The following is a 24,883-nucleotide window of genomic DNA, read 5'->3' as shown; positions in this document are numbered from 1 at the left end:
CCGCCAGACCAAGTCTGGCGGGTTTCCTTTAGGTGTAGCTTCCGCACAATCAGAGCGGAATGTTGTCGTGTTTTTTCCAAGGCGTTTCGACTTTTTTAGCGCGCAACAAAGCCAAGGCTTTTGCAACACGGCGGCGGGTCGAATGGGGACGGATCACATCATCGATGTATCCACGCTCGGCAGCGACGAACGGGTTTGCAAACCGGTTCTCGTAGTCTTGCGTGCGCTTCTGGATCTTTTCCGGATCCCCGAGTTCAGAGCGGTAGAGGATCTCAACAGCGCCCTTTGCACCCATCACTGCAATTTCCGCCGTCGGCCAGGCATAGTTGATGTCGCCGCGAATGTGCTTGGAACTCATGACGTCATAGGCCCCACCGTACGCCTTGCGGGTGATGACCGTGACTTTTGGCACCGTCGCCTCGGTGTAGGCAAACAGAAGCTTCGCGCCGTGCTTGATCAGACCGCCGTACTCTTGAGACGTGCCCGGCAAGAACCCCGGCACATCGACGAAGGTAACAATCGGGATGTTGAAACAATCGCAGAACCGCACAAAGCGGGCTGCTTTCCGGCTTGCATCTGAGTCCAGAACACCGGCCAGAACCATCGGCTGGTTCGCAATCACACCGACGGTGCGCCCTTCCATGCGGCCGAAACCGGTGATGATGTTGCCCGCAAAGTTCTCCTGGATCTCGTAGAAGTCCCCCTCATCGAGGGTCTTCAACACAAGCTCTTTCATGTCGTAAGGCTTGTTAGGATTGTCCGGGATAAAGGAATCGAGGCTCATGTCGATCCGGTCCGGGTCGTCGTAGTTTGTGACCTCGGGCAGCTCTGCCTGATTGTTCATCGGCAGGAAGTCGATAAGACGCCGCATCTCCAACAGCGCCTCAACATCATTGTCGAATGCACCGTCGGCGATTGAGGATTTGGTTGTGTGCACCGACGCACCGCCGAGTTCTTCAGCTGTGACCGTTTCATTGGTCACGGTTTTCACGACATCCGGTCCGGTGACAAACATGTAGGACGTGTCGCGAACCATAAAAATGAAGTCGGTCATTGCCGGCGAATACACGTCACCGCCCGCACAAGGGCCCATGATCAGGGAAATCTGCGGAATGACACCCGACGCCTGAACATTGCGGGTGAACACCTCCCCATAACCGCCCAGCGCGGCAACCCCTTCCTGGATCCGCGCACCGCCCGCATCGAAAAGACCAATGATCGGTGCCCGGTTCTGCAGAGCCATGTCCTGCAGTTTGACCATCTTTTCAGCATGGGCCTCTGACAGGGACCCGCCGAAAACAGTGAAGTCCTTGGAGAACACGTAGATGGTTCGGCCGTTGACCGTGCCCCAGCCGGTGACAACGCCGTCGCCAGGAATGTGCTGCTCGTCCATGCCGAAATCGGTGCAGCGGTGCTGCTTGAACATGTCGAACTCTTCAAACGAACCTTCGTCCAAAAGGATTTCGATCCGCTCCCGAGCGGTCAGCTTGCCTTTGGAGTGCTGGGAATCGATGCGCCGCTGGCCGCCACCCATCTTGGCCGTTTCCCGCCGCTGCTCCAACTCCACCAGAACGTCTCTCATCTGGGTCTCCCAATGTCTTTGTCTTGCTTGGTCCTAGCATGCCCTCCGAACCCGGCAAAGTCAGCACAAGGGAGAATGGCAGATGTGATCCCGCAATCTGAATTCGGCGCGATTTGGTGAGCTATCCGCCTTCCTCCGCCCGCAGCCTCATCAATTCTGCATAGAAATTAGGCAGAATACGCCGTTAAAATGACCTTGGGTTGTCAGATCCGGCCTGCCATCCTAGTCTGAATTAACAAAGCAAGCGGGGAGGCAATGTCAGACAGCTCTGGGTTTTTCAATGAGATGCTCGAACAGGACGGCAGTCCACGGGCCCCATATTCAAGAATCGCCAATTGGCTTCAAGACAAGCCGAACAGTTTTCTAACCAAGAAGAGCCGCGACGCGGAAACCATCTTCCGCCGCCTTGGGATAACCTTCGCGGTTTATGGTGCCGAAGAAGCCACAGAGCGGCTTATTCCCTTTGATCCCATTCCCAGGATCATCTCAGCTTCAGAGTGGCGCCGCTTGTCGGCCGGTATCGACCAGCGCGTTCGCGCCCTCAACGCCTTCCTGCACGACATTTATCACCGCCAGGAAATTATCCGCGCCGGGCGCATTCCCGCAAATCTGATCCTTCAAAACGAGGCTTTTCTTCCCGAGATGGCCGGCTTCACTCCGGCGCGGAAAGTCTATTCCCATATCATTGGAACCGACCTCGTCCGGGTTTCGGAAAACGAGTTTTACGTGTTGGAAGACAACACGCGGACCCCGTCCGGCGTCTCCTACATGATGGAAAACCGGGAGACGATGATGCGTATCTTCCCGGAGTTGTTCCAAACCCACAATGTGGCACCCGTGGAACGCTATCCGGAAAATCTCCGCCAGACGCTCGAAAGCGTTGCACCGGATCCGGCGAAATCAGAACAGACCATCGTCGTCCTGACACCTGGTATCTACAACTCCGCTTATTTTGAGCATGCTTTCCTCGCCGACAGTATGGGCGTGGAGCTGGTTGAAGGCCGCGATCTGTTTGTCGATGCCGGCAAGGTCTTCATGCGCACAACTCGGGCACCAAAACAGGTCGACGTGATTTACCGGCGGATCGACGATGCTTTCCTCGACCCCCTGACCTTCAATCCGGACAGTATGCTGGGCGTGCCCGGACTGTTTGATGCCTATCGAGCCGGTAATGTGACGATCTGTAATGCGCCGGGCACAGGAATTGCCGATGACAAGGCGATCTACGCGTATGTGCCGGACATCATTGAGTTCTACACCGGTCAAAAACCGATCCTCAACAATGTGCCCACGTGGAACTGCTCGCGGGAAGACGATCTTGCGTATGTGCTCGACAATCTCGCCGACATCGTTGTGAAGGAGGTTCACGGATCTGGTGGTTACGGCATGTTGATCGGTCCAACAGCCTCAAAACGGGAGATCGCAGAGTTCAGGAAAATCCTGCAGAACAACCCCTCCAACTACATCGCTCAGCCGACGCTCGCCTTGTCGGCCTGTCCAACCCATGTTGCCTCCGGCATCGCGCCCCGCCACGTGGATTTGCGCCCCTTCGTCCTGATCGGCGATCAGGTGCGCATCACACCTGGCGGCTTGACCCGCGTCGCATTGAAAAAAGGCTCCCTGGTGGTCAACTCCAGCCAGGGCGGCGGCACAAAAGACACCTGGGTACTGGAGGACTGAGACGACATGCTAGGTAGAACCGCCGCCTCCTTGTTCTGGATGTCGCGCTATCAAGAGCGTGCCCAAAACATCACCCGACTGATGGAAGTCGCCTATCGCGGGGCCATCATGGCCTACGACGGGCAAGCCGAAGGCCACCATTGGCAATTTGCTCTTGCCTGTTCAGGCGCAGAAACCGGGTATAACGAGAAGCATGACGAGCTGCACTCACGGCACGTCACCAATTATATGGTCTTCTCAAAGGACAACCCGATCAGCATTCGCAATTGCCTGGAGTTATCGCGCAACAATGCCCGTGCCGTGCGCACAGGCATCACCGCCGAGCTCTGGGAAGCCATTAACACGACCTGGATCGAGTTTTGCGACACCAGCCCGCAATCAATGACACAGGAAAAACTGCCGGACTTTCTGGCCTGGATTAATCAGCGGTCACACCTCTTCCGGGGTGCGCTTTTGAACACCGTGTTGCGCGATGACGGCTATTACTTCAGCCAGATGGGCACGTTTGTTGAACGGGCCGACAACACGGCACGGATCCTCGACAACCAATACTGGGTGCTCTTGCCGGACAACGACATCATCGAAGACGGCAGTTCCGAACGGTATCAATGGTCTGCAATCCTTCGCGCCCTGTCCGGCCGCCGGAGCTACCGGTTTGCTTACCCAAATGCACAGTTGAAAGCTTTCAACATTGCCGAATTTCTAATCCTCCGGCGCGAAATGCCGAGGTCGCTTGCCTATTGCTACGACTGGCTCGCCGACACAGCCGAAGACCTCGGTCAGTTCTATGGATCGAGGGAACCTAGCCTTGATCTGGCAGCCGACATCTTCAAGGATCTGAAGGAAAAGCAGATGCGGGACATCTACCAGGAAGGCCTGCATGATTTCCTGATCGACTTTATCGGCAAGAACAACCAGTTCGCCCACCAACTATGTGAAGACTACAACTTCGCCTGACCCGTTAACCGAACAATTTCGGAACCGAGATGCGATTATTCGTCCGACATACAACACGCTATAAATACGATCAGCCGCTCGCCAACGCCATGCAGCAGCTTCGGCTCACGCCGGTCGACAATCCGGCCCAACGGATCATTGACTGGACCATCGAAGCTCCAGGCATTGAGCGTGCAACAACCTATTCCGATGCTTTTGACAACATCGTACATATGGTCTCGCGCGCGGGGCCTGTAGAAGACGTTGAAATCACCGCCACCGGCATCGTGGAAACGACGGAAACCAATGGTGTGATCGGCAAAGAAAAGGGTGCCAGCGCACCGGCACGGATCTACACCCGTGTCACGCCCCTCACCCACTCGAACCAGGCGATCCGGAAACTCGCATCGCTTGCCGACGTTCCGGATGCGATCGCCGGGTTTCATGAGCTCATGCATGCGATCCGCGACAAGGTCGACTATAAGGTTGGCGTGACCGAAACCCACGCCAGTGCGACAACCGCACTTGCAGCCGGTGAAGGTGTTTGCCAGGACCATGCCCATATTTTCATCGCCGCAGCCCGCTCAATCGGGACACCGGCACGTTACGTCTCAGGGTATTTGCTGCTGGAAGACGAACAGGCCTCTGAAGCGCATCATGCGTGGGCCGAAGTCCGGATCGAGGGGCTTGGCTGGGTTGGTTTCGATGTATCCAACGCTATTTGCCCGACAGAGCGCTATATCCGCTTGACCACGGGCCTCGACTCGCGTTCCGCTGCTCCTATCCGGGGGATCCGTTTTGGCGGGCAGGAAGAAAACCTGCATGTCGAGGTGGATGTGGCGCAAGCTGCGCTTCAGCAGCAACAATAATCGGGTCTTTTTGAATCCGCTTGCCAACGCCGGGAACTGGGACTAAACGGCGTCGGCCAAAATTCGCGGGATCGGGAAGAGCCGTATGACCTATTGCGTTGGAATTAAACTGGACCGTGGCCTTGTGTTGGCTGCCGATACGCGCACCAACGCGGGCATCGACAACATCGCGTCTTTCAAAAAGCTGCATGTTTGGGAAAAAACCGGCGAACGGGTCATCACCTTACTGTCATCCGGCAACCTGGCCGTAACGCAGGCTGTCGTGTCCCTGTTAAGCGAGCACGCCGACAACTCAACCGATGAACGCACCACCGTCATGACTGCAAAGACCATGTTCCAGGTCGCGCGTCTGGTCGGCAGCGCCATTCGCGAGGTAAAGGCAATCGACGGCGAAGCCTTGGCCGCAAATGCCGACAACTTCTATGTCAGCTTTATTCTCGGTGGCCAAATCAAGGGCGAAGAACCGCGCCTATTCCAGGTGTATGCGGCGGGCAATTTCATCGAAGTCGCCGATGACACGCCGTTCCTTCAGATCGGCGAGCACAAATACGGCAAACCGATCCTCGATCGTGTCACACGAAAGAACATGCGTCTTGGCGAGGCTGCCAAGATGATCCTCCTGTCTTTCGATTCCACTTTGCGCTCGAACTTGTCCGTTGGCATGCCGATCGACATGCTGCTCTACAACACAGACAGCTTCAACACCGACCGGCAAATTCGCATCGAGCAGGACAACCCGTATTTCCAGAAGCTTTCCCACGGTTGGTCAGAGAAACTTCGCGAAGGTTTTGCCGATCTGGAAGAGTTCGACGTCTAACCGATTTCCGGCACTGCCCGCCTTTGTTAGGGTTCCGTCACATTGAGCTTCTAAAAGCGTGCGGAGACAACCGGAGTCCTGCCTGAATGAGCAAAGCCGACACAATGGCGCCCGCACTTCCAGACTTTGTCTGGACCCGCGAACCGGCCCAGGAACACCTTGACGAGAACGATGCTACGCTGAGCGCCGTGCGCGACATGATCAAGGCCGGCAAACGGCAAGATCTCCTTGACCTATTGAAGCTGTGGGATCCGACCGACGTCATGCAGATGCTGACACGGCTCCGCCTGAAACACGCCCGAAAGCTGTTCAAATGGCTCCCGGCCAATCCCTCGATCAAGGTTGTTGCGGAGCTTAGTCCGGAGTTCCGGTCCATTTTGATGGAGGAATCCACCCTCGATCAGTTCCGGGACATCCTTGCCGGTCTTGACCCGGAAGATGCAATCGAGATCCTCAACGAGTTTCCCGAAGATGCCGCCGATGAGTTGATCACGCGCCTGCCTGATGTGGAAGATATCGCCACACGCGCGTCCTATGCCGACGACACAGCCGGGCGGGTTATGGCCCGCAAGTTTGTGGCGCTGCCGGAGGCCTGCACGGCCGGAGAGGCCGTCGAACAAATGCGCGCGGAGGCCGACCGGATCCGCAAGGTTTTCACCGTTTATGTCACCGATAAAGACGGCCGGCTAACCGGGACGGTCGAAGTCGGCAAACTCTTGCTGGCCCCAGCAGACGCGCCGTTGTCTAGCATCATGAACCGCGATGTCATCTCAGTATCGGCCGATATGGATCAGGAAGAGGTTCTGCGTCTAGCCCGAAAACGGGACATGCGAACCGTTCCCGTAGTCAGTGCGGACGGCCATTTGGTGGGGCGGATCACGCCAAAGCAGCTGACCCGGATCGCATCCGACGAGGCAAATGAAGACATGCTCTTGATGAGCGGTGTGTCTGCCGAATCCCGTTCCGACGATACGGTTTTCCGGATCGTCCGGGGCCGCCTGCCCTGGCTGCTCGCAGGACTGATCGGCGCAAGTGTTGCGGCAACTGTTGTTGGTTCCTACGAAGATCAGCTGGCCGAAGCTGCGATCCTGGCGGCTTTCATCCCCGTGACCATGTCCATGGCGGGCAATGCCGGGCTTCAGGCCTCTGCTGTTGCCGTTCAGGGGATCGCCACCGGCGCCCTTTGGTCCGGTGACATTGTGTTCCGGCTGCTCAAGGAATTCCTGGCAGCCCTTTTGAACGGCACTGTGGCGGGCCTTATCCTGGGAACGCTGGTCATGCTCGCCTCTTTCGTCGTGCCGCTTGAAGCGCCGCTTGATCTGGCATTGGCGACATCACTCTCTTTGTTGTGCGTCACCACGATCGCCGCCATGGTCGGCGCCACCATTCCAATTATTCTCGACAAGATCGGCATCGATCCGGCAATGGCCATCGGTGTCTTCATCACCTCGTCCAATGACGTCTTGGGCGTTCTGATCTTCTTCCTGATGGCAACAACATTCTATCTGGGCTGATGGATCGGCCAAGTTTCTGATCCCTAGGCGGCCCCTGCGAAGGCAGGGCCTAGTATTCCAGTTCGTCAGAGAAGTTGCAGCGAAGGTCAGAGACACAGTCAGCCTTTGACAGAAGTCACAATAAGGCCAATCATAGTGGTTACTGGGCCCCTGCGTTCGCAGGGGCGGCAAAAGTGCTTTCCAGGCCTGGAGTGAAGAAACGTCATGACACGTGCGGTCTGAGCGAGCTTATTTTGTTTATATTCTGACCAACCGCATAGGCGGAACTTTATACGTCGGGATGACGAATAATCTCATTCGCAGGATGTCCGAACATCGCGACGGCACCGGCTCCATTTTTACCCGCCAACACAAACTTCATCGACTGATATATTTCGAAATGTTTGAACGCCCGGAAGAGGCTTATCAGCGGGAACACAACATCAAGAAATGGAAAAGAAGTTGGAAGATCCGCTTAATTGAGGAGCATAATCCGCATTGGGTCGATTTGTTTCCCAGCTTGAACACACATTGACAACAGGCCGCCCCTGCGAAGGCAGGGGCCCAGTAACCACCAGAGTTTGAGACATTTCAGCTTTTCAAGTCTTATGCGTTTGCCAGAACAAGAGCGGCCGCATCGAACTCTGAGCGCTTGTATGCGCGGATCTGTTTGGCTTCCGCATCCTCGCCCCAACGCTCGAGGTTGAAGTCTTCTTCAACATGGGCGGCGGTCCAAACACTGTCCGCATCTAGGAACCCCTCGCGCAGCGCGAGCGCAAGGAGCGCTGACCCGGTCAACGTAGTGACGGTGTGAAGTCCGGCAAGCCGCAAAGGGCTGTCTTCGCCGATCCTGGTGCGGAACGCGGTCAACAGGGCTGGGTCCTGCGGCGTGTGCATGATGCCTTCGATGAGCACGAACCGTCCGCCAAGTTGATCGCCGGCCCAATCAACCACCGGGTCCCACACACGGCGCTGCGTGTCGCAGAGACTCTCCGGATCGTCGGCCCGATAGCAAAGCGCATCATTTCCGGCAAACCCGGTGATGTCATCCGCGACTTCGCCAAATCGCTTGGCGACTGCATCTTGAGCCGAATTGGCAATCCGGGTCAGCGGCATGCACGCCGGATTGATTTCCTTTTCCTGCGCCTGCCATTCGGCTGCAACGGCTGCCCCCAAGACTTCGTTTGGCAGCAAAAGTGTCGACTTGGCCGGCGTCTTGACTGGACGCCCATCCAGATGAATGGCAAAACCATCTTCTGTTTCAACGTGTTCGGCGCTCTTGTAGAATCTTTTTGGCAGCTCGCGGCGGGACAGTTCCCGGGCCCGTTGCTCCGGATCCTTCGCCGCATCTTCATGCAATGCTTCAAGGTAATCACGCATCACACTGCTTCCTCTGTAATTTTTAAGATTTCATTGATTGCTACAGCGAGCTCATCGAAAGTGTCGACGACCCGCTCCGCGCCCTCACTTACCAACTGGCTGTGATCATGGTAGCCCCAGTTCACACCGATCGCATGGACCCCGGCAGACCGAGCCATGGCCATATCAAACCCGGTATCGCCGATCATGACCGTCTTTATGGCTTCTGTACCTGTTTCCCGCAAAGCCCGTTCGATCATGTCCGGATGCGGCTTTGACGGGGATGTGTCCGCGGTCTGGATGGTGATGAAGCGTCCATGCAGATCATGAACATCCAGCATGTACCGAACCCCACGCATTGCCTTGCCTGTTGCGATGCCAAGCAATACATCGGGCCGCGCGTGTAGCCGATCGATCGCTTCACGGGCGCCCGGATACAACGGATCAAGGTCCAGCCCGGACGTCCGCCGCGCGATTTTTTCCGTCCGGTACGCGTCCGCCATTTGCGCGACCAGATGCGTGTGGTTTGGACCGACAAGATCCTGAAACGCCTCTTCCAGCGACCGCCCCACTATTGACAGGATGGTCTTTCGATCGGGAGCTGGGAGCCCGACAGCGGAAAACGCTGTTTCGAAGCCATGCACGATGGTGTTCTGGCTATCGAGAAGCGTGCCATCGACGTCAAATATGATCAGGTACATTAGGATCCATGTCCGTTGGGTCCACCAATTGGCCGCATGTGCCGGGTTTTCCAGCCAGGGTCAAGCGGTCTGGGACATATTTTGGCCCGCATTTGCAGTCAAATGGCGCGCTGCCGGATAGAGCATTTTTTCCCGCCCCTGCAGAAGTTGCCGGGTTCCTCCACAGAACCGCCCCTCCCGGGCGAGCAATTTTGGATATCGCGGAAAACAAACGGGCACTTCGGGAGCACCTCAGTCAAGGTGGTCTAAGTTTCGAGTGCGCCGCGCCCCGGCCGAAACGGCAAAAAATCGCCGTATGGTTAATAGTTTATATAAACGCCTCAGGCAAGCTTGACGGGCGAGTATCAGTAAACATCGCCGTGTGATTCGGTCCGCGGCCTCAGGGAAATACGTGCTTTATGCCAAAGACACAGCAGTCCACGCCCAAGGCGCACACTCCGGTATCCAAGCAAAGCAGCTTCGGCGGCCATCTTTTGACAATCGGTGCGGTTACGGTCCTCGCCGGAGCTCTCGCCATCAAGGCGGCACTGCCTGCCCTGCAAGGTACAGCTGAGCATAAGGCAGTCGCGCTCACTCCAATCAAGGCCACGGTACAGGTTGCCAAGGCCGAAGATGCAAACCACACGGTTCGTATCGCAACGTCGATCCAGGTACCGGACTTCCCTGCAAACGATCGCGCTTCTTTAGACGCCGTTGACAAGGCAAGGATTACCCCGGCTACGGCACAGCTTCTGCCAACACAGGACCAAAAGAACGTCGCCAAGGTTGCCCTCGCACAACGCCTTGCGTCCCTAAATCTCCGATATGCGCTTTTGGCGAGCAGGCCTGCCAAAAACGAGGACGTTTATGGTCCATCCGCCCCAGCTGTCAGCAACACTCTGACGGCTGAAGCAACCGCGCCGGCAGGACTAGCTGCCGACACAGCTGAACCGGAAACGGTCGTCGCGGGCCTTACAGAACCGGCCGATATCACGGCAGATCCGTCAACGGTCGATGCCTTGCCGATGATCGACGCGGAAACTGCGACTGTTCAGGTGGCAAGCCTGTCGCCATCAAATGTGCTGCCTGTCCCTGCCATGCGCCCGAAACCGTTGGTTCGAACCAAACCCGGCGCAATTTCAAAGCCCTCCTCTGTACCAAACACGCGCCAGACCACGCAGGCGCCTGTCTTGGCGTACGCCAAGCCGCAAGAACCGGGCGCAGAAGATTCACCGTTCAGCGGCCTCGGGAAACTGTTTAACGGCAAAGGCGGCGGCTTGCCCGGCCGCAGCAGCAAAATCGCGGTGTATGACATCAGCGCAGCTGTCGTTCATATGCCGGATGGCAGCAAGCTAAAGGCAAATTCCGGCATCGGACACCGGATGAACAAACCCAAATACGCTTATGTGAAGAATCTCGGCCCCACGCCGCCGAACGTTTACAAGCTGCGGATGCGGGAGCGGCGTTTCCATGGGGTCGAAGCGATCCGGATGCTGCCCTACGACGTTGCTGCCATGCGCGGCCGTGACGGTATGTTGGCGCACTCTCCGCTTCTTCGGCGGAGCAAGGGCTCACATGGCTGTGTTGCGTTCACCCACTACGACAAGTTCCTGAGAGCCTTCAAACAGGGCCAGGTCAAAACGATGATCGTCGTGCCTGACATGAGCAAACTGCCGAAATACATGGCGCTCTACAACGAACGGAAATACGCCTCCAGATAGCGTGCTTGTGGTCTGTCAGTTGATTGGGTATGGGTTTTAGGCATCTCCAAACGAAGCCTGCCCGGAGCCATCCTTGACCAAAATAATCGCGCTATTCTTGATCCTGGTGGCTGCAATCCAGGTGATCAAGCCGCTCGGCTGGCCTGGCCTTAAGAAGCGGTCCGATGCCTGGAAACTGGCCGCCGGCGTGGTCGCCGTCACCATCGGATCCGTTATTCTGACTGCACTGTTTCAGGGACTTTGAGTCCGCCCTGGAAGGAGATCCAATACCGTTTCATGAAGCTGCGTTGAGCCTGAGGCAACAATTGCACCTCGTGACGACAGCGATAACGGAGCGCCACTCCAATCCGTGATGCATCCCCCCGCCTCTTCAACGATTGGGACCAGCGCACAAATATCGAACGGATCAAGGTCCGGACCGTTCAGACATACGTCCACCATACCCCGCGCCAAGGCACCGTAGGCCAGGCACCCGCCATCAAACCCCGTCATGGCGCCTGTGCTGTTCAAAGCTTCAAAGCCACTCCGGCTCTCACCGCAAAACGAATTCGGATTGGCCAGCGACAGGACCGCGTGATCCAGGTCCGTATCTTTGCGGCTGGTGATGCACCGGCCGTTCAAGGTCGCTCCACCGCCGTTGATCCCACAATACCGGATATGTCCCATCGGCTGATCGATGACGCCTATGACAGGTTTCCCGTGATGGCAGAGCGCAATCAGGACACCGAAGTTGAGCAGCCGGGCACCGAACTGCCGTGTCCCGTCAATCGGGTCCAGGACCCAGACAAACTCCTTGTCGAGATCTTCTGCACCAAACTCCTCGCCGAGGACGCCGTGGTCCGGATGACGGTCAGCGATCAGATCACGGAGCCTTCAACGGCTGTATCTGCTTCAGTCAAGGCAGAACGGTCGGCCTTGTACGAAACCGCGCCCTCACTGAACCAGGCTGTCCGCACGATTTCACCTGCGGCGTCAGCTAGGTCATGAGCGGTCCTGCCAAACTCGGCCAGGTGATCAACCATCTCCAAACTCTGGCATGAAAGAAACGTCCCTAGCGCTTGATGACGTTCTCATCCGGATCATCTATTTCCGGATCATAGTCGGTCGCATCAAAGCCCAGGAGGTTCCAGGTCTGCTGCATGTGCGGTGGGAGCGGTGCAGACACATCGATTTTTCCGTGGCCGGAGGGGTGCGGAATGACGATCCGCCGCGCCAAGAGATGCAAACGGTTCTGGATACCGCCCGGCAGTTCCCAGTTTTCGATGTTGAAGTATTTGTCATCCCCGATGATCGGGTGACCGATATGAGCTGCATGCGCGCGCAACTGGTGTGTCCGGCCCGTAATCGGCTTCATCGTGACCCATGAGAGTTTCTGGCCGGATTTTTCGAAGACGGAGTAGAGCGAGACTGCGTGTTGCGCATCATCCGCGCCGCCTTGGCGAACCACCTGCATACGCTCTTCTTCTTCATCGCGAGCGAGGAAGGTTGAAATCCGTCCCTGATGAGGCTTTGGAACACCGGCGAGGATTGTCCAATACACCTTGCGCGTATTGCGATGGCGAAACGCCTTGGTCAGTTCCTGCGCCGCCTGACGGGTCCGCGCAACAAGAATGATCCCGGAGGTTTCCCGGTCAAGCCGGTGGACCAAGCGCGGCTTGTTGCCCTTCTGATCGGTGAACGCATCCAACATGCCATCCAGGTGGCGCTTCAAACCTGAACCACCCTGAACCGCAAGACCAGCCGGCTTGTTGAGGACCATGACCTGGTTGTCCTCATAGAGCAGCATGTCCTCGATTGCCTTTTTGTCGTCGGCAATCAGCTTGGTCGATTTCGGCCGGGCGTTTTTCTTGTCATCCGCCGGCAATTCAACACCGAGCGGTGGAATGCGGATAATCTGCCCTTTGGCAATCCGCGTGTTGCTTTCCGCGCGCTTGCCATCCACCCGCACCTGTCCGGTCCGCAGCAGTTTTTGCAAGCGGCTAAAACCCAATCCGGGATAATGGGCCTTGAACCAACGGTCGAGGCGCATGCCCGCCTCATCAGCGGTCACTTTTTTCTGTTCAATCGCGGACATTTTTGGACTCGTTCAGCCGCAGCTGGAATGTGCTGCGCTCGATCTGGGCCTTCGCGGCGTTGCAAAGGCAAAACAAACATTCCGCCGCGTATAGGCGGATTTGGGCCGAAAGGAAAGGAAAACGTGCAGGCAGGCAACCCGATGGCCTCAAGTTCCGCCAATGCGCATGACCGCAAGACCGGCGAACACCGCCAGAATGGAGAGCACCACCGAGCCAACCACATAGATCAAGGCCAGCATTGTGTCGCCCCGCTCCCATAAGACCGACGTATCGAGAGAAAAAGCGGAAAAGGTCGTAAAGCCGCCGAGAAAACCCGTTGCAAGGAAATATCGCAGTGGTTGCAGGTGTGCGGCCTCATGCTTGACCAACCAGCCAACAAAAAGCCCCATGGCCAGCGAACCAATCACATTCACCGCCAAGGTACCGACCGGAAATCCGGGGCCAAACAACCGGAGGGTTGCCATCGACACGAGGTGCCGTCCGCCAGCGCCAATACCGCCACCGATCATAACCAGTAGAAGGTGATACAAACCAATCCGCCCTATTCCGTTATCTGCTCTCAGTCTTTGCCGGACCGGCCCCGTAAATCAACCATGACGTCTGGTTTCTTGCACACCAAAAGGCCGTTGCAGCTCACAGGCGGCGGGAGTTGCGTCACACATTCTCCGCGACATGGGCAAAGTCAGGGTAGATAGACCGGACCAATGCATCCACGCGGTCGAGTTCGTCGGGAATGTTCGCCAATTTTTCCCGTTCTTCGTCCAGAATGGCCAGAAAAACCCGCGCGCGCGCCTGGTTCACCTGATGCTGAGGCAACGTGGTTTCGCCGACAGCTGAGAGAATGACGCTGACCAGCCGGTCGGCAGCGTTGAGCCTGCCCCACAGATAGTCATGCTCGCGCCAGGACCTGTTGAAGAATGCTCCAAACATGTTGAGCTGTTTTCCCTTGAGCTCAAACCCGTCGGTGTAGAGGCTTTCGGCATCCTTCGGACTGATCCGGTCGACAAGGATCTCCGTGACTTCCGAAAAGTCGTTCCGCTGCAGGACCGGGAATGTGATCAGGTCATAAAAGCCGAAGCCGATATAGGCTTGGAGAAGTGCCCGATGCCGGTCCTTGTCCAGCGCCCCTCCTGCTGCCTCGGCAAAGAGTTCGTCCTGCAACCGATCCAGATCAGCCAGCCCCATCATACCGCTCAACTGGTCGATGGCTCGTTCAAGCGATTGAGCACACGACGCTGAAGCGGGATCTTGCGCACAGAGCTCGTGGGCCGACTGCACAAATTGACCTCCGTAGAACCGCTCCTGCCAACGCCACGACAAATGATCAACCTGCTCGTAAAGAAGGCCCTTCAGCCGGTCCAGGGCGGCGGTGTCTGGCGGTGGCAGTTTGGACGAGCGATCGTAGTTGTAGAACTCATTCAACTTGCGAATAACAAACCGCAGGCGGCGGATCCGATAGTCGACGTCCAGCCCTTTCAGAAGTGCAATCACCGCCGGGTCGCTTCTGCCAAGCTCATCCGGACGATCAGATGGCAAGCTCAGGAAGTGATTGTAGAATTGGTTGAGCAGCCGTTCTTCCTGGCGAGTCCCATTCTGGTTTTTATCGAAGGCTGTTACCAAGGTGGCAAGCCGTTCTGCCAGTGCATGTAGTTTCAACGACTGATAGTTCAGAAAGGCAAATCCGGCCTGCTCAAATGCCTTGACCGTCGCCTGTTTCCGGCAACGCGACACGACATCGGGCGTGATGGCCCGCCAGCTTGGCAAGATCCCGGACACGGCCTGCTCCACGATCGGGTTGGCGGTGTCGATCAATTTCGCCAGCCACCGGCTGCGACGGTTGTTTTGCTCAAGTTCTTTGAGATCATCCCCGATCGGCTCATTGCGAGGGATGTGGGCTAGCGATGCCAAAATAACCCGGAAAAAGCCGGGCAGTTCAGTGACACCCCTCTCCTCGGCCGCGTATTCAAGCGGGGTTGGATCGACATACAAAAGCCGCCGAGACACCTCTCTTGCCGCAGGGCGGTCCTTGATGACATCGATCACTGGCGCGAAAGGCTTGTTCATCACCACACTGCCGTCCACAAAACAGTGACGCGAGGTCGTGTCATCATCGAGATGAAGTGCCCGGGACAAGAACCGGTCGCGATTGGCCCAGCGTTCCTTGCGGCGGGTGAGAACACGATCCATCTCAGCAATCGTTGCCGGAGGAAAGGCCCCGGGAAATGATGAGGTGGCACGAGCCGCGAACACCAATTCCGGAATGCTTTTTTCGTCGAATTGGCTGTCAATGAAATGGTTCGACCGATGCGAGGCATGGAAATTCAGAATGCGCCGGTGATCCCACTCTTCCACATAATCTGGATCATCCAGCAAAATGCGCCGTTTGATACCGTTGTAATCGGTGATCGTCACAAAGAGATCGAGGGTTTGCCCCCTTGGGATCAAGGTGCGTTCCGCGGGCCGTTTGATCTCCATCTTCTGGCTTGCATCGAGCATCCATCCGATGAACCGTTCCCCGGAAAACGGCGGGGAAAACCATCGTGACTGCATAAACTGGCGCAGCTTGTCACGGGTTTCAGGATCTTCAACCCGCCGGGAAAGCCGCGCAGACACCAACCGGTCCAGCATCGGTGACACCGACATCTTGAAATATCGGGAGAGGCCGTTCTGGGGCCTTGCAAGGCGGGTCACATCCGCATTTTTCAGCCACATCTCACTGTGACTGTCCAGCGGCAGGTCGTGGGCGATTGCGCGCCCGAGCATGATACCGTTGACACCACCCGCAGAGGCCCCGGCAATCGCGTCGACGACAACACGAATGTCCGCCTTAGGCGATAAAAGATTGAGAAGGTCTTCATAGGCAGCCTGGGACGGCGCCATGTGCTGCGCACTGTCCGGCTTGCCGCCGTTTTTGGTTTTCCGGTCTGCACGATAAGACGACGCCCGCACCAAATTCAGAATTTCACGGCTCACACCATGCATGTAGATGGCAAGGGACACACCGCCGTACAAAACAAGCGCAAGTCTGAGCTCGACTTCCTTCATGGGATTGATTCGGTCCTTCTATCCAAATGCTACCGCAGATCGGCGCCCGTATCATTCATGTTGGCATTCGCCCCGCCCCTCGTAAGAATCTATCAGGCGTTTCTTATTCAAACCTGTTCACAGATGGTTTTTCGGAGCTGGCGTACCGCTTTCCCCTTAGAAACTCGTGCAAATTGATCTGCAGCGTTTTAGATTGCTGACAGGCAAGGCCATTGGCGCCAGCAGCCATTCAACCGCGGCGAACCGCCGGTGTGGATCAAGCGTTTATGGAAGATACGAAAAGCATCAAATCGGAGGACCGCGCCAAAGCGCCCAAGAAGACGCGGTCGAAATTCGGTTCGGAATTGCAAAAGCTCCGCAAGGACAATGCTGCCCTTCGGGCAGAGCTAGACGATCTGACACTGCTTTATGAAGCAACGATTGAGCACAGTGAGGCGATCGAGGATCAGCTTGCTGGCCAGACCGCCAAGCTCGAAGTGCTCTCCGGCAAGCTTTCGAAATACCTCTCTCCGCAGGTCTACAAGTCGATTTTCGAAGGGCGGCAGGAAGTCAAAATCGCCTCGACCCGCAAGAAGCTCACCGTTTTCTTCTCCGATATCGCCGAGTTCACAGAGACCGCAGACCGGCTGGAATCTGAAGAACTTACGGCTCTTCTTAATCACTATCTGACAGAGATGTCGAACATCGCACTCAAACACGGCGCGACCATCGACAAATATGTCGGCGATGCAATCCTGATCTTCTTCGGGGACCCGGAGACAAAAGGCGTGCGCGAAGATGCCCTCGCCTGTGTTCGGATGGCGATTGAAATGCAAATCCGCATGAGCGAATTGCAGGCGGATTGGCGCAAGGCTGGCATTTCCAAACCGCTGAAATGCCGGATGGGCATCCACACGGACTACTGCACCGTTGGCAACTTCGGCAGTGAGGACCGTCTCGACTACACAATCATCGGCCGGGGGGTGAACATTGCTTCCCGCCTCGAGAGCTTGGCGGCACCCGGGGCGATCACGATTTCCTTTGAAACCTACTCACAGGTCAAAGACCATATCGTTTGCCGGGAAACCGGCGATGCCACCGTCAAGGGGATCGCCTATCCGATCACAACCTTTGAAGTGCTGCGCGAAGAGATGCAGGAAGATTTTCAGTCGGCGGACAAGCTCATGGACATGTCCAAACAGCTTGAGGATCTTGCTTTCGAACTGCCGTCGGAAATTGGCAGCAAAGAACGTGAAAGCCTTGTGTCTTCGTTGAAAAATGCCTTGGCGCGCCTCAACGAGGCGGACGACAAGTAGATCTGCTAACTGCGGTCCTTGCGCAACTTGTCCCAATACTCCAGGCGCTTCCGCAGATCCCGTTCAAAACCGCGTTGCGGCGGATCGTAATAAGTCTTGCGGCCCATATCTTCCGGGAAATAATTCTGACCGGAAAAGCCGTCTGGTGCGTCGTGGTCGTATTGATAACCGTCGCCATAACCTTCCTGCTTCATCAGCTTGGTCGGCGCATTCAAGATATGCTTGGGCGGCAACAGAGACCCACTGGTCTTGGCATCCCGCATGGCGGCCTTGTAAGCGGTGTACGCTCCGTTGGACTTTGGCGCGGTCGCCAGATAGATCACGCACTGAGCAAGTGCGAGCTCACCTTCCGGCGAGCCAAGCATCTGGTAGGCATCCCGGGCGGCATTGGCCTGAACCAGCGCACTTGGATCCGCAAGGCCGATATCTTCAACCGCCATCCGGATCAGGCGCCGAGCGAGATACATCGGATCTTCGCCGCCATCCAGCATCCGGCAAAACCAATAAAGAGACGCGTCTGGATCGGATCCGCGCACCGACTTGTGCAGGGCTGATATGAGATTGTAATGGCCGTCTGCGCTCTTGTCGTAAATCGGGGCCCGGCGCTGCACGATTTCCTGGAGGCGTTCGGCGTCGAACACCTCATCTTCGGCAGACGCCCGCCAGACATCTTCTGCCAGCGTGAGTGCGGAGCGTCCATCACCATCCGCCATGCGGATGAGGACCCCACGCGCTTCGTCATCGAGCGGCAGCTTGCGCTCCTCGACCTCCTCAGCCCGTGCCAGAAGCTGTTCGATCGCCTCCTTGTTGAGCGATTGAAACGTCATCACATGAGAGCGCGACAGGAGCGCTGCATTGAGCTCAAAAGACGGGTTTTCCGTGGTCGCTCCAACAAGCGTGATCGTTCCGTCTTCCATCACGGGCAGGAAACTGTCCTGCTGGGCCCTGTTGAAGCGGTGGATCTCATCGACGAACAAGAGAGTTGCCCGCCCGCCCATGCGCCGGGCACGGGCGGCTTCGAACACTTTCTTGAGATCCGCAACACCTGAAAAGATGGCCGAGATCTGCTCGAATGCCAGATCAGTCTCATTGGCAAGCAGCCGTGCAATCGTGGTTTTTCCGGTGCCTGGAGGTCCCCAGAAAACAAGGGAACCGAGCGTCCGGGTTTTCAGCATCCGGGACAGCGTCCCTTCAGGTCCCAGCAAGTGGTCCTGCCCGACAACGTCTTCCAACCGTGCTGGGCGCATGCGATCTGCCAGCGGACGCGGAGCAGACGCAGCCAAACCAGAAGCTTCGAACAGATCACTCACGTACTTTGCCTGACTATCTCAGAACGATTTGGGACACCTTGCCGTCCCGTTCGATATCAAGACGCCAGATACGCGGTGGTGTCTTCGTGATCGTCTCCAGCATGCGCGTGCTGTCGATCGACTGGTTGTTGATCGCACGGACGATGTCGCCCGGACGCAGGCCAACACGATCTGCCTGACCACCTCTGCGCACCTCTGCAATGATCACGCCTTCCGGCAGCCCGTCGAGCCCAAGCTCCTGAGCAACCGCGGGCGACAGGTTCATAACAGTTGCCCCCTCAAAGGGCGAAAACTCAAGCAGTTCCCGTGTGTCGCGAGGAATGGTCTCCGGGGCCGGTTGCAAGCTGATGGATACGGTCTCCTCCCGGCCGGAACGCAGCACCGTAAACTCGGCACGTTCTCCGATCATCTTGGTCGCAAAGCGATAGCCGAATGCATTCGGGTCAATCACTTCCTTGCCGTCGATCGCGACAACCAGATCACTTACACGTAGATCAGCTTCATGGGCCGGGGAGCCGTCAAAGACGGCGGTCACCAATACGCCTTTTGGCCGGTCGAGAGACAAGGCTTCTGCAATTTCCGCACTGACAAGCTGAACAGTTGCCCCAAGCCAGGGCCGCTGAACCTTTCCACCCTGGTCTGCGGCGCGGGCAACATAGCGCGCCATATGCGCCGGGATCGCAAAACCGATACCGTTCGACCCGCCAGAGCGCGAGAAAATTGCGGTATTGATCCCGACCAGCTTGCCCGTCATGTCAATCAGTGCGCCGCCGGAATTGCCCGGGTTGATCGCTGCATCGGTTTGAATGAAAAACTGGTAGTCCGTCACACCGACCTGCGTTCGCGCAAGCGCGGAGACGATCCCTTGCGTCACAGTCTGGCCAACTCCGAACGGATTGCCGATCGCTAGAACGATGTCCCCGACTTCCAGCAAGTCCGCATCCGCGAATCCGACATGCTCAAAAGGGCCGCCTTCACGGATTTTCAACACCGCCAAATCCGTCTGCTCGTCCATCAGAACGATGTCCGCATCAAATTCACGCCGGTCATTCAGCGCAACCCGGACTTCATCGGCGCCTTTGATCACGTGATGGTTGGTGATCACCGTTCCATCCGCTGAAATAATCACACCGGAGCCGAGGGAAGATTCAACCCGTTCACGCGGCTGACCAAACCCGCCGTTCGGTTGGCCGAAAAACCGACGGAAAAACGGATCGTCAAAGAACGGTGACAGCTGCTGGCGCTGAACCACCTTGCGGCTTGCATAAACGTTCACAACGGCGGGAGCGACTTTCTTCACCAGGGGCGCAAAGGACAGCTTGATTTGCGCCGCACTGTCCGGAACAAGACGCAAGTCTGAAGGCGTCGGCTGTTGCGCTTGTGCCGCAGCTGATCCAATCCAGAACAATGCCAACAGACCTGCGGTGATGGCTTTCGTGCCGGACCTAGCCCGCGTTCCCAACAGACCCATGAACACTTCCCTTTTTCCGATTCTCAAATCTTCAAGATGCTTACACGGCAGATAGGGAAAAATGGAGGCAAATACAAAAAGAAAAGCCGCGGACCCTGCCCGCGGCTTTTCAACTTGTCATGAATTCTGAGATCAGGCGGAGCGCACTTGATGCAGGAACTTGCGCACCTCTTCATCGAGATGCTCCGCCTGGCTGGCCATGGCAACAGCTTCTTCAGAGAAGGATGTTGCCGCGCCGTTGGTCTGTTCAGACAAGGACGACACGTTCTGGACATCCTGAGAGACCTGAGACGTTCCACCGGCGGCGCGCTGGGTATTCTCAGCAATGCCTTGGGTCGCGTAGCTTTGCTCCGTGACAGCTGCAGCGACTTCGCTAACGGATTGGGTGATCTCGTCGATGGTCTTCTGGATGTCGCCAATCGCACCGACCGCATCATCCGTTGCACCGCGGATCGCATCAATCTGCTGCTGGATCTCGCCGGTTGCCTTACCGGTTTGAGCTGCAAGGTCCTTAACCTCGGAGGCAACAACCGCAAAGCCCTTACCGGCTTCCCCTGCCCGCGCCGCTTCGATCGTCGCATTCAAGGCAAGAAGGTTGGTCTGATCTGCAATGTCGCTGATGAGTGTGACAACTTCGCCGATCCGGTTGGCCGCTTCGGCAAGCGACTTCACGGTGTGGTTGGTTGTCTGCGCCCGGCGGGTCGCATCTGCCGCAACGCTGGAAGACCGCTCGATCAGGGTCGAGATTTCCTGAATGGAGCTGGACAGCTGATCGGACGCCGCTGCGATGGATTCCACTTCTGTCAGGGTCTCTTTCGACATCTCCGCAGCTTTGGACGAAGTCTCGCCAGCGCTTTCCGTCATCTGGCGCATGTTATTGGCAGATTCGCGCAAGGAAGCAGCGGACTGGGCCACCTTGTCGACCACCGTACCGACGGTCGATTCAAAGTCGCCTGCAAGGCTTGCCAGCATTTCCTGCCGTTGGGCTGCTTGGCGTTCCGCCGTTTGCGCCTGATCCGCAGCGCGCTGCTCGTTTTCCTCGGCAGCATTCTGACGGATCTGCAGAACCGCGCGCCCAATGTCGCCGATTTCATCTTTCCGGCGAGCCGCGGCGATCTCGGCATTCAGATCGCCTTCAGCAATAGCGTTTAGCGCGCCGACCAGGGTGGTGAGCGGCTTGGTGATGTTGCGGGAGAAGAAGATCGCAACAACAGCTGCAATCGCGATCGCAATCAACGACCATGTCACCATGGAATTCCGCATGGCGGTGACGCTGGCGAAGGTTTCTTCAACAGTCTTTTCCGCAACAACAGCCCACTGGCTGCCCTGGAAGACCAGCGGCTTTGCAACCATCAAACGATCGACACCATCGGCTCCTGCTTCGATGCCGGCTTCTTGAACACCGTTGAGCGCAGATGCAACAATGGCGCCGCTGTTCATTTCGTTGAGAGCCGTTGTGCCGTCAGCCAGCGGCTTGTTGGACAGCGTGTAGCCCTCGGAGTTGACGACAAAAGCCTGACCCGTCGTGCCAAGATCTGCGCGCGAGGAAACGACACTATCCAAAACACCGGCATCGACACGAATCGCCACCACGCCGCCAAAGGAAATGTCACCAAACGTGTTTACATAAACAGGAGCTGCAACAAACATCGACGCGGAATTGCCGCCCGGCGCGTAGACTTCAAAATTGCTGACGGTAACGCCGCCCTCTTCTGTTTCCTTGGCCGCCTCAAACACGGTTTGCAAACCGGTGCTGCCACCACCAACTTCGGTCACCGGGTAGAGAAACTCATCCCCCTTGGCGACCGAGTAGATAACCAGCCCCTCAGGATCCATCAGATAGACGTCGCCATAACCACCATTCCTCCATATGGAAGCGAAGGAGCCATGGATTTCAGAGTGGCGCCAAGAGTACATCGACTTGTGATCATCACCCAACTTTTGAACGCGCTCTTCTGCAGTAGCACCGGCTTTGTAGTAGTCGAAGATTTCCTGGCGCTGCTTTTCGAGATTTTGCGTCGCGTTGGTCATGTTGACCATGGCTTCCCCAATACCCGCGCCGGTCGCAACATTGACAACTTCGTTCTCGATCGAAGCCAGACGCGCTTCAAGAAGAGCAGACTTGGCATTGACGACCATGCCGAGTTCACCTTCAGCTGCTTCGCGCAGACCGTCCCTGGCATTAACAAAGCCGATTACACCGACAGCAGTACAGGCACCGATCGTCAGGACTACCATGAGCGCCGGTATCAAAAATGACAAACGAATGGATGGCCATTTGCTGGCCTTGGATGAGGAAGCTGAGTGGGTCAAAGTAATTCTCCTGGTCCCCCCGCGAGACATATCGGAAAAAGTACCCAACGACCGTTAAAGTATTGATAATCCGGGGATTACAAATCCGCCGGCAACATTCATTACGTACCCAGAAACGAAAAAGGCAGACCCGAGGGCCTGCCTTTTCCGAACATATTGAGCTCGACTTACGCTGCGTTTTCAGCTGCTTCTTCAGCTTCAACACGAGCGCGGTCTTCTGCACCGCGTGCTTCCGGATCCCGGTCGACCAGCTCGATGACAGCCATCGGAGCGTTGTCGCCATAACGGAAACCAGCTTTCAGAACGCGGGAGTAACCGCCTTCACGTTCCTTGTAGCGCTCACCAAGCGTGTCAAACAGCTTCTTGACCATGGCAACATCGCGAATCTGCGAGATTGCTTGGCGGCGGGCGTGAAGATCACCGCGCTTGCCCAAGGTGATGAGCTTGTCGATGATCGGCTTCATTTCTTTAGCCTTCGGCAGGGTCGTAACGATCTGTTCGTGCTTGATCAGCGACGCTGCCATGTTTGCGAACATAGCCTTGCGGTGGCTAGCGGTCCGGTTGAGCTTGCGGCCGGATTTACCGTGGCGCATGGCCCTCTCCTTTGTCTTTCAGGCAGTCCGCTCTTTGTGTGTTGAGCGCTTGCCCGGTTGCTCCGTTAGGACGCGTACGCCCTTAATACTGATGATCTTCGTAGCGCTTGGCGAGATCGTCGATGTTCTCAGGCGGCCAGTTGGCCACTTCCATGCCAAGATGGAGACCCATCTGGGCGAGAACTTCTTTGATCTCGTTGAGCGACTTGCGGCCGAAATTCGGAGTCCGCAGCATTTCCGCTTCGGTCTTCTGAATGAGATCGCCAATATATACGATATTGTCGTTCTTCAGACAGTTTGCAGACCGGACAGACAATTCCAGCTCGTCGACTTTCTTCAAAAGCGCCGGGTTGAAAGCCAGTTCCGGGACAGTGTCCTCGGCGACTTCGCGCTGCGGCTCTTCGAAATTGACGAAGATGGAAAGCTGATCCTGCAGAATGCGTGCGGCAAATGCCACGGCATCATCCGGCTTGACGGAACCGTCGGTTTCAACAGTCAGGGTCAGCTTGTCATAGTCAAGAACCTGGCCCTCACGGGTGTTTTCCACCTTGTAAGAAACCTTCTTGACCGGAGAGTAGAGGCTGTCGACAGGGATCAGGCCAATCGGTGCGTCTTCCGGACGGTTCCGGTCAGACGAATGATAGCCCTTGCCTGTGTTGACAGTGAACTCCATGCGGATTTCAGCGCCTTCATCCAGGGTGCAAAGCACCAGATCCGGATTGAGAACTTCCACGTCGCCGACGGTCTGAATGTCGCCTGCAGTCACAACACCAGGTCCCTGCTTGCGCACAACCATGCGCTTGGGGCCTTCGCCTTCCATACGGATGGCGATTTCCTTGATGTTGAGAACGATGTCGGTGACATCTTCACGAACGCCGGGGATCGAGGAGAACTCATGAAGAACGCCGTCAATCTGTACCGCGGTCACAGCAGCACCCTGCAGAGAAGACAGCAGGATGCGGCGCAGCGCATTGCCCAAGGTCAGGCCATAGCCACGCTCGAGCGGCTCGGCAACAACGGTTGCCAAGAAGCGCGGGTCATCACCCGGCTTGATCTCGAGTTTGGTCGGCTTGATAAGTTCTTGCCAGTTTTTTTGAATGGTCACGTTTTCGTCCCTTCGGCTATCCCGCCCGGGTCAATTCAATGCCGGGCTATTCTTTGCCATTTGGAGAAACAAGTACCTAAAGCTGGAAAGCCTTAGACGCGGCGGCGCTTGCGCGGACGGCAGCCATTGTGCGGAATCGGCGTCACGTCACGGATGGACGTGATGAGGAAACCGGCAGCCTGCAGAGCACGCAGAGCAGATTCACGACCAGAACCAGGACCACGGACTTCTACTTCCAGCGTGCGCATGCCGTGTTCAGCTGCTTTCTTCGCAGCATCTTCAGCAGCAACCTGAGCGGCATACGGCGTGGACTTACGGGAGCCCTTAAAGCCGAGTGCACCAGCGGAAGACCAGGAAATCGCGTTGCCTTGAGCATCCGTGATCGTGATCATCGTGTTGTTGAATGTGGAATTCACATGCGCAACGCCAGAAGAGATGTTCTTGCGCTCGCGGCGACGCACGCGCGTCGTGTCTTTAGCCATTCTGTTGTCCTTGTATTGATCTCGTCACTGCCGTAATCCCGGCAGCTCCACCACCAA

Annotated in this window: 21 protein-coding genes and 1 pseudogene; 9 read left to right on the top strand and 13 right to left on the bottom strand. The window is 56.8% G+C overall.

The window, feature by feature from the left end; genetic code table 11:
* Positions 1-49: 49 nt before the first annotated feature.
* A complete protein-coding gene (locus ACQY4Z_RS21630) occupies positions 50-1,582 on the bottom strand; it encodes an acyl-CoA carboxylase subunit beta (protein ID WP_209178371.1) in 1,533 nt (510 codons plus the stop codon).
* A 255-nt stretch (positions 1,583-1,837) separates the two neighbouring features.
* Here ACQY4Z_RS21630 and ACQY4Z_RS21625 point away from each other — a divergent pair, with 255 nt between their 5' ends.
* The 6 genes from ACQY4Z_RS21625 to ACQY4Z_RS21600 all read left to right on the top strand — a co-directional run bounded on the left by ACQY4Z_RS21625 (position 1,838) and on the right by ACQY4Z_RS21600 (position 7,912).
* On the top strand, positions 1,838-3,262 hold the full coding sequence (locus ACQY4Z_RS21625) for a circularly permuted type 2 ATP-grasp protein (RefSeq protein WP_428524708.1): 1,425 nt from the start codon (positions 1,838-1,840) through the stop codon (positions 3,260-3,262).
* 6 nt (positions 3,263-3,268) lie between these two features.
* Complete coding sequence (locus ACQY4Z_RS21620) at positions 3,269-4,219, top strand: alpha-E domain-containing protein (protein ID WP_428524706.1); 951 nt, start codon at positions 3,269-3,271, stop codon at positions 4,217-4,219.
* Between the two features lie 29 nt (positions 4,220-4,248).
* On the top strand, positions 4,249-5,067 hold the full coding sequence (locus tag ACQY4Z_RS21615; RefSeq protein ID WP_428524704.1) for a transglutaminase family protein: 819 nt from the start codon (positions 4,249-4,251) through the stop codon (positions 5,065-5,067).
* A gap of 85 nt (positions 5,068-5,152) precedes the next feature.
* On the top strand, positions 5,153-5,884 hold the full coding sequence (locus tag ACQY4Z_RS21610) for a peptidase (RefSeq protein WP_428524702.1): 732 nt from the start codon (positions 5,153-5,155) through the stop codon (positions 5,882-5,884).
* A gap of 86 nt (positions 5,885-5,970) precedes the next feature.
* Positions 5,971-7,398: a magnesium transporter gene (gene mgtE, locus ACQY4Z_RS21605; protein ID WP_428524700.1), complete on the top strand. Its 1,428-nt coding sequence runs from the start codon at positions 5,971-5,973 to the stop codon at positions 7,396-7,398.
* 280 nt (positions 7,399-7,678) lie between these two features.
* Positions 7,679-7,912 (top strand): GIY-YIG nuclease family protein, encoded by a 234-nt coding sequence (locus ACQY4Z_RS21600; protein ID WP_428524698.1) that lies wholly within the window; start codon positions 7,679-7,681, stop codon positions 7,910-7,912.
* 71 nt (positions 7,913-7,983) lie between these two features.
* On the opposite strand, the gene ACQY4Z_RS21595 is transcribed toward ACQY4Z_RS21600, so the two are convergent.
* Both ACQY4Z_RS21595 and ACQY4Z_RS21590 read right to left on the bottom strand, forming a co-directional pair.
* The gene (locus tag ACQY4Z_RS21595; RefSeq protein WP_428524696.1) at positions 7,984-8,757 is read right to left on the bottom strand and encodes an ATP12 family chaperone protein; all 774 of its coding nucleotides are present in this window, start codon (positions 8,755-8,757) and stop codon (positions 7,984-7,986) included.
* Positions 8,757-9,437, bottom strand: coding sequence for an HAD-IA family hydrolase (locus ACQY4Z_RS21590; RefSeq protein WP_428524694.1), 681 nt, complete (start codon positions 9,435-9,437; stop codon positions 8,757-8,759). Before ACQY4Z_RS21590 ends, ACQY4Z_RS21595 begins: the two co-directional genes overlap by 1 nt.
* Positions 9,438-9,835: 398 nt before the next feature.
* Between ACQY4Z_RS21590 and ACQY4Z_RS21585 the strand changes: the two genes are divergently transcribed.
* Together ACQY4Z_RS21585 and ACQY4Z_RS21580 are read left to right on the top strand one after the other, a co-directional pair.
* The gene (locus ACQY4Z_RS21585; protein WP_428524692.1) at positions 9,836-11,137 is read left to right on the top strand and encodes a tlde1 domain-containing protein; all 1,302 of its coding nucleotides are present in this window, start codon (positions 9,836-9,838) and stop codon (positions 11,135-11,137) included.
* A gap of 73 nt (positions 11,138-11,210) precedes the next feature.
* A complete protein-coding gene (locus ACQY4Z_RS21580) occupies positions 11,211-11,381 on the top strand; it encodes a hypothetical protein (protein WP_008192193.1) in 171 nt (56 codons plus the stop codon).
* On the opposite strand, the gene ACQY4Z_RS21575 is transcribed toward ACQY4Z_RS21580, so the two are convergent.
* The 4 genes from ACQY4Z_RS21575 to ACQY4Z_RS21560 all read right to left on the bottom strand — a co-directional run bounded on the left by ACQY4Z_RS21575 (position 11,369) and on the right by ACQY4Z_RS21560 (position 16,257).
* Positions 11,369-11,995 (bottom strand): inositol monophosphatase family protein, encoded by a 627-nt coding sequence (locus ACQY4Z_RS21575; protein WP_428529630.1) that lies wholly within the window; start codon positions 11,993-11,995, stop codon positions 11,369-11,371. The genes ACQY4Z_RS21580 and ACQY4Z_RS21575 overlap by 13 nt on opposite strands.
* 193 nt (positions 11,996-12,188) lie before the next feature.
* Positions 12,189-13,211 (bottom strand): RluA family pseudouridine synthase, encoded by a 1,023-nt coding sequence (locus ACQY4Z_RS21570; RefSeq protein ID WP_428524690.1) that lies wholly within the window; start codon positions 13,209-13,211, stop codon positions 12,189-12,191.
* A 147-nt stretch (positions 13,212-13,358) separates the two neighbouring features.
* Positions 13,359-13,742, bottom strand: a complete 384-nt coding sequence (gene crcB, locus ACQY4Z_RS21565) for a fluoride efflux transporter CrcB (RefSeq protein ID WP_428524688.1) — start codon at positions 13,740-13,742, stop codon at positions 13,359-13,361.
* A 124-nt stretch (positions 13,743-13,866) separates the two neighbouring features.
* Positions 13,867-16,257: a patatin-like protein gene (locus ACQY4Z_RS21560; protein ID WP_428524686.1), complete on the bottom strand. Its 2,391-nt coding sequence runs from the start codon at positions 16,255-16,257 to the stop codon at positions 13,867-13,869.
* A gap of 440 nt (positions 16,258-16,697) precedes the next feature.
* Here ACQY4Z_RS21560 and ACQY4Z_RS21555 point away from each other — a divergent pair.
* Positions 16,698-17,552, top strand: a pseudogene (locus ACQY4Z_RS21555) (adenylate/guanylate cyclase domain-containing protein); the annotation flags it as partial.
* A 5-nt stretch (positions 17,553-17,557) separates the two neighbouring features.
* Here ACQY4Z_RS21555 and ACQY4Z_RS21550 read toward each other — a convergent pair.
* The 6 genes from ACQY4Z_RS21550 to rpsK all read right to left on the bottom strand — a co-directional run bounded on the left by ACQY4Z_RS21550 (position 17,558) and on the right by rpsK (position 24,826).
* Positions 17,558-18,862 carry a replication-associated recombination protein A gene (locus ACQY4Z_RS21550; RefSeq protein ID WP_428524684.1) on the bottom strand — a complete coding sequence of 435 codons (1,305 nt, stop codon included), beginning with the start codon at positions 18,860-18,862 and terminating at the stop codon, positions 17,558-17,560.
* Between the two features lie 13 nt (positions 18,863-18,875).
* Positions 18,876-20,333, bottom strand: coding sequence for a DegQ family serine endoprotease (locus ACQY4Z_RS21545; protein WP_428524682.1), 1,458 nt, complete (start codon positions 20,331-20,333; stop codon positions 18,876-18,878).
* 132 nt (positions 20,334-20,465) lie between these two features.
* Positions 20,466-22,646, bottom strand: a complete 2,181-nt coding sequence (locus tag ACQY4Z_RS21540) for a methyl-accepting chemotaxis protein (protein WP_428524680.1) — start codon at positions 22,644-22,646, stop codon at positions 20,466-20,468.
* A gap of 167 nt (positions 22,647-22,813) precedes the next feature.
* Positions 22,814-23,239 (bottom strand): 50S ribosomal protein L17, encoded by a 426-nt coding sequence (gene rplQ, locus ACQY4Z_RS21535; protein ID WP_428524678.1) that lies wholly within the window; start codon positions 23,237-23,239, stop codon positions 22,814-22,816.
* Between the two features lie 82 nt (positions 23,240-23,321).
* Positions 23,322-24,344, bottom strand: a complete 1,023-nt coding sequence (locus ACQY4Z_RS21530; protein ID WP_008190287.1) for a DNA-directed RNA polymerase subunit alpha — start codon at positions 24,342-24,344, stop codon at positions 23,322-23,324.
* A 92-nt stretch (positions 24,345-24,436) separates the two neighbouring features.
* Positions 24,437-24,826 (bottom strand): 30S ribosomal protein S11, encoded by a 390-nt coding sequence (rpsK, locus tag ACQY4Z_RS21525; RefSeq protein ID WP_006936427.1) that lies wholly within the window; start codon positions 24,824-24,826, stop codon positions 24,437-24,439.
* Between the last annotated feature and the right edge of the window lie 57 nt (positions 24,827-24,883).

Origin of the sequence: Roseibium sp., from assembly GCF_965276855.1 — a bacterium.
Classification (GTDB): domain Bacteria; phylum Pseudomonadota; class Alphaproteobacteria; order Rhizobiales; family Stappiaceae; genus Roseibium.
This window is presented reverse-complemented; position numbering and strand designations above follow the sequence as displayed.

What these genes read in the sequence shown, in the direction of transcription:
- ACQY4Z_RS21560 (WP_428524686.1), bottom strand. Translation starts at nt 16,257, where the DNA reads ATGAAGGAAGTCGAGCTCAGACTTGCGCTTGTTTTGTACGGCGGTGTG.
- ACQY4Z_RS21610 (WP_428524702.1), top strand. Translation starts at nt 5,153, where the DNA reads ATGACCTATTGCGTTGGAATTAAACTGGACCGTGGCCTTGTGTTGGCT.
- ACQY4Z_RS21615 (WP_428524704.1), top strand. Translation starts at nt 4,249, where the DNA reads ATGCGATTATTCGTCCGACATACAACACGCTATAAATACGATCAGCCG.
- mgtE (WP_428524700.1), top strand. Translation starts at nt 5,971, where the DNA reads ATGAGCAAAGCCGACACAATGGCGCCCGCACTTCCAGACTTTGTCTGG.
- ACQY4Z_RS21620 (WP_428524706.1), top strand. Translation starts at nt 3,269, where the DNA reads ATGCTAGGTAGAACCGCCGCCTCCTTGTTCTGGATGTCGCGCTATCAA.
- rplQ (WP_428524678.1), bottom strand. Translation starts at nt 23,239, where the DNA reads ATGCGCCACGGTAAATCCGGCCGCAAGCTCAACCGGACCGCTAGCCAC.
- ACQY4Z_RS21570 (WP_428524690.1), bottom strand. Translation starts at nt 13,211, where the DNA reads ATGTCCGCGATTGAACAGAAAAAAGTGACCGCTGATGAGGCGGGCATG.
- ACQY4Z_RS21590 (WP_428524694.1), bottom strand. Translation starts at nt 9,437, where the DNA reads ATGTACCTGATCATATTTGACGTCGATGGCACGCTTCTCGATAGCCAG.
- ACQY4Z_RS21595 (WP_428524696.1), bottom strand. Translation starts at nt 8,757, where the DNA reads ATGCGTGATTACCTTGAAGCATTGCATGAAGATGCGGCGAAGGATCCG.
- ACQY4Z_RS21545 (WP_428524682.1), bottom strand. Translation starts at nt 20,333, where the DNA reads ATGGGTCTGTTGGGAACGCGGGCTAGGTCCGGCACGAAAGCCATCACC.
- ACQY4Z_RS21600 (WP_428524698.1), top strand. Translation starts at nt 7,679, where the DNA reads ATGACGAATAATCTCATTCGCAGGATGTCCGAACATCGCGACGGCACC.
- rpsK (WP_006936427.1), bottom strand. Translation starts at nt 24,826, where the DNA reads ATGGCTAAAGACACGACGCGCGTGCGTCGCCGCGAGCGCAAGAACATC.
- ACQY4Z_RS21625 (WP_428524708.1), top strand. Translation starts at nt 1,838, where the DNA reads ATGTCAGACAGCTCTGGGTTTTTCAATGAGATGCTCGAACAGGACGGC.
- ACQY4Z_RS21630 (WP_209178371.1), bottom strand. Translation starts at nt 1,582, where the DNA reads ATGAGAGACGTTCTGGTGGAGTTGGAGCAGCGGCGGGAAACGGCCAAG.
- ACQY4Z_RS21585 (WP_428524692.1), top strand. Translation starts at nt 9,836, where the DNA reads ATGCCAAAGACACAGCAGTCCACGCCCAAGGCGCACACTCCGGTATCC.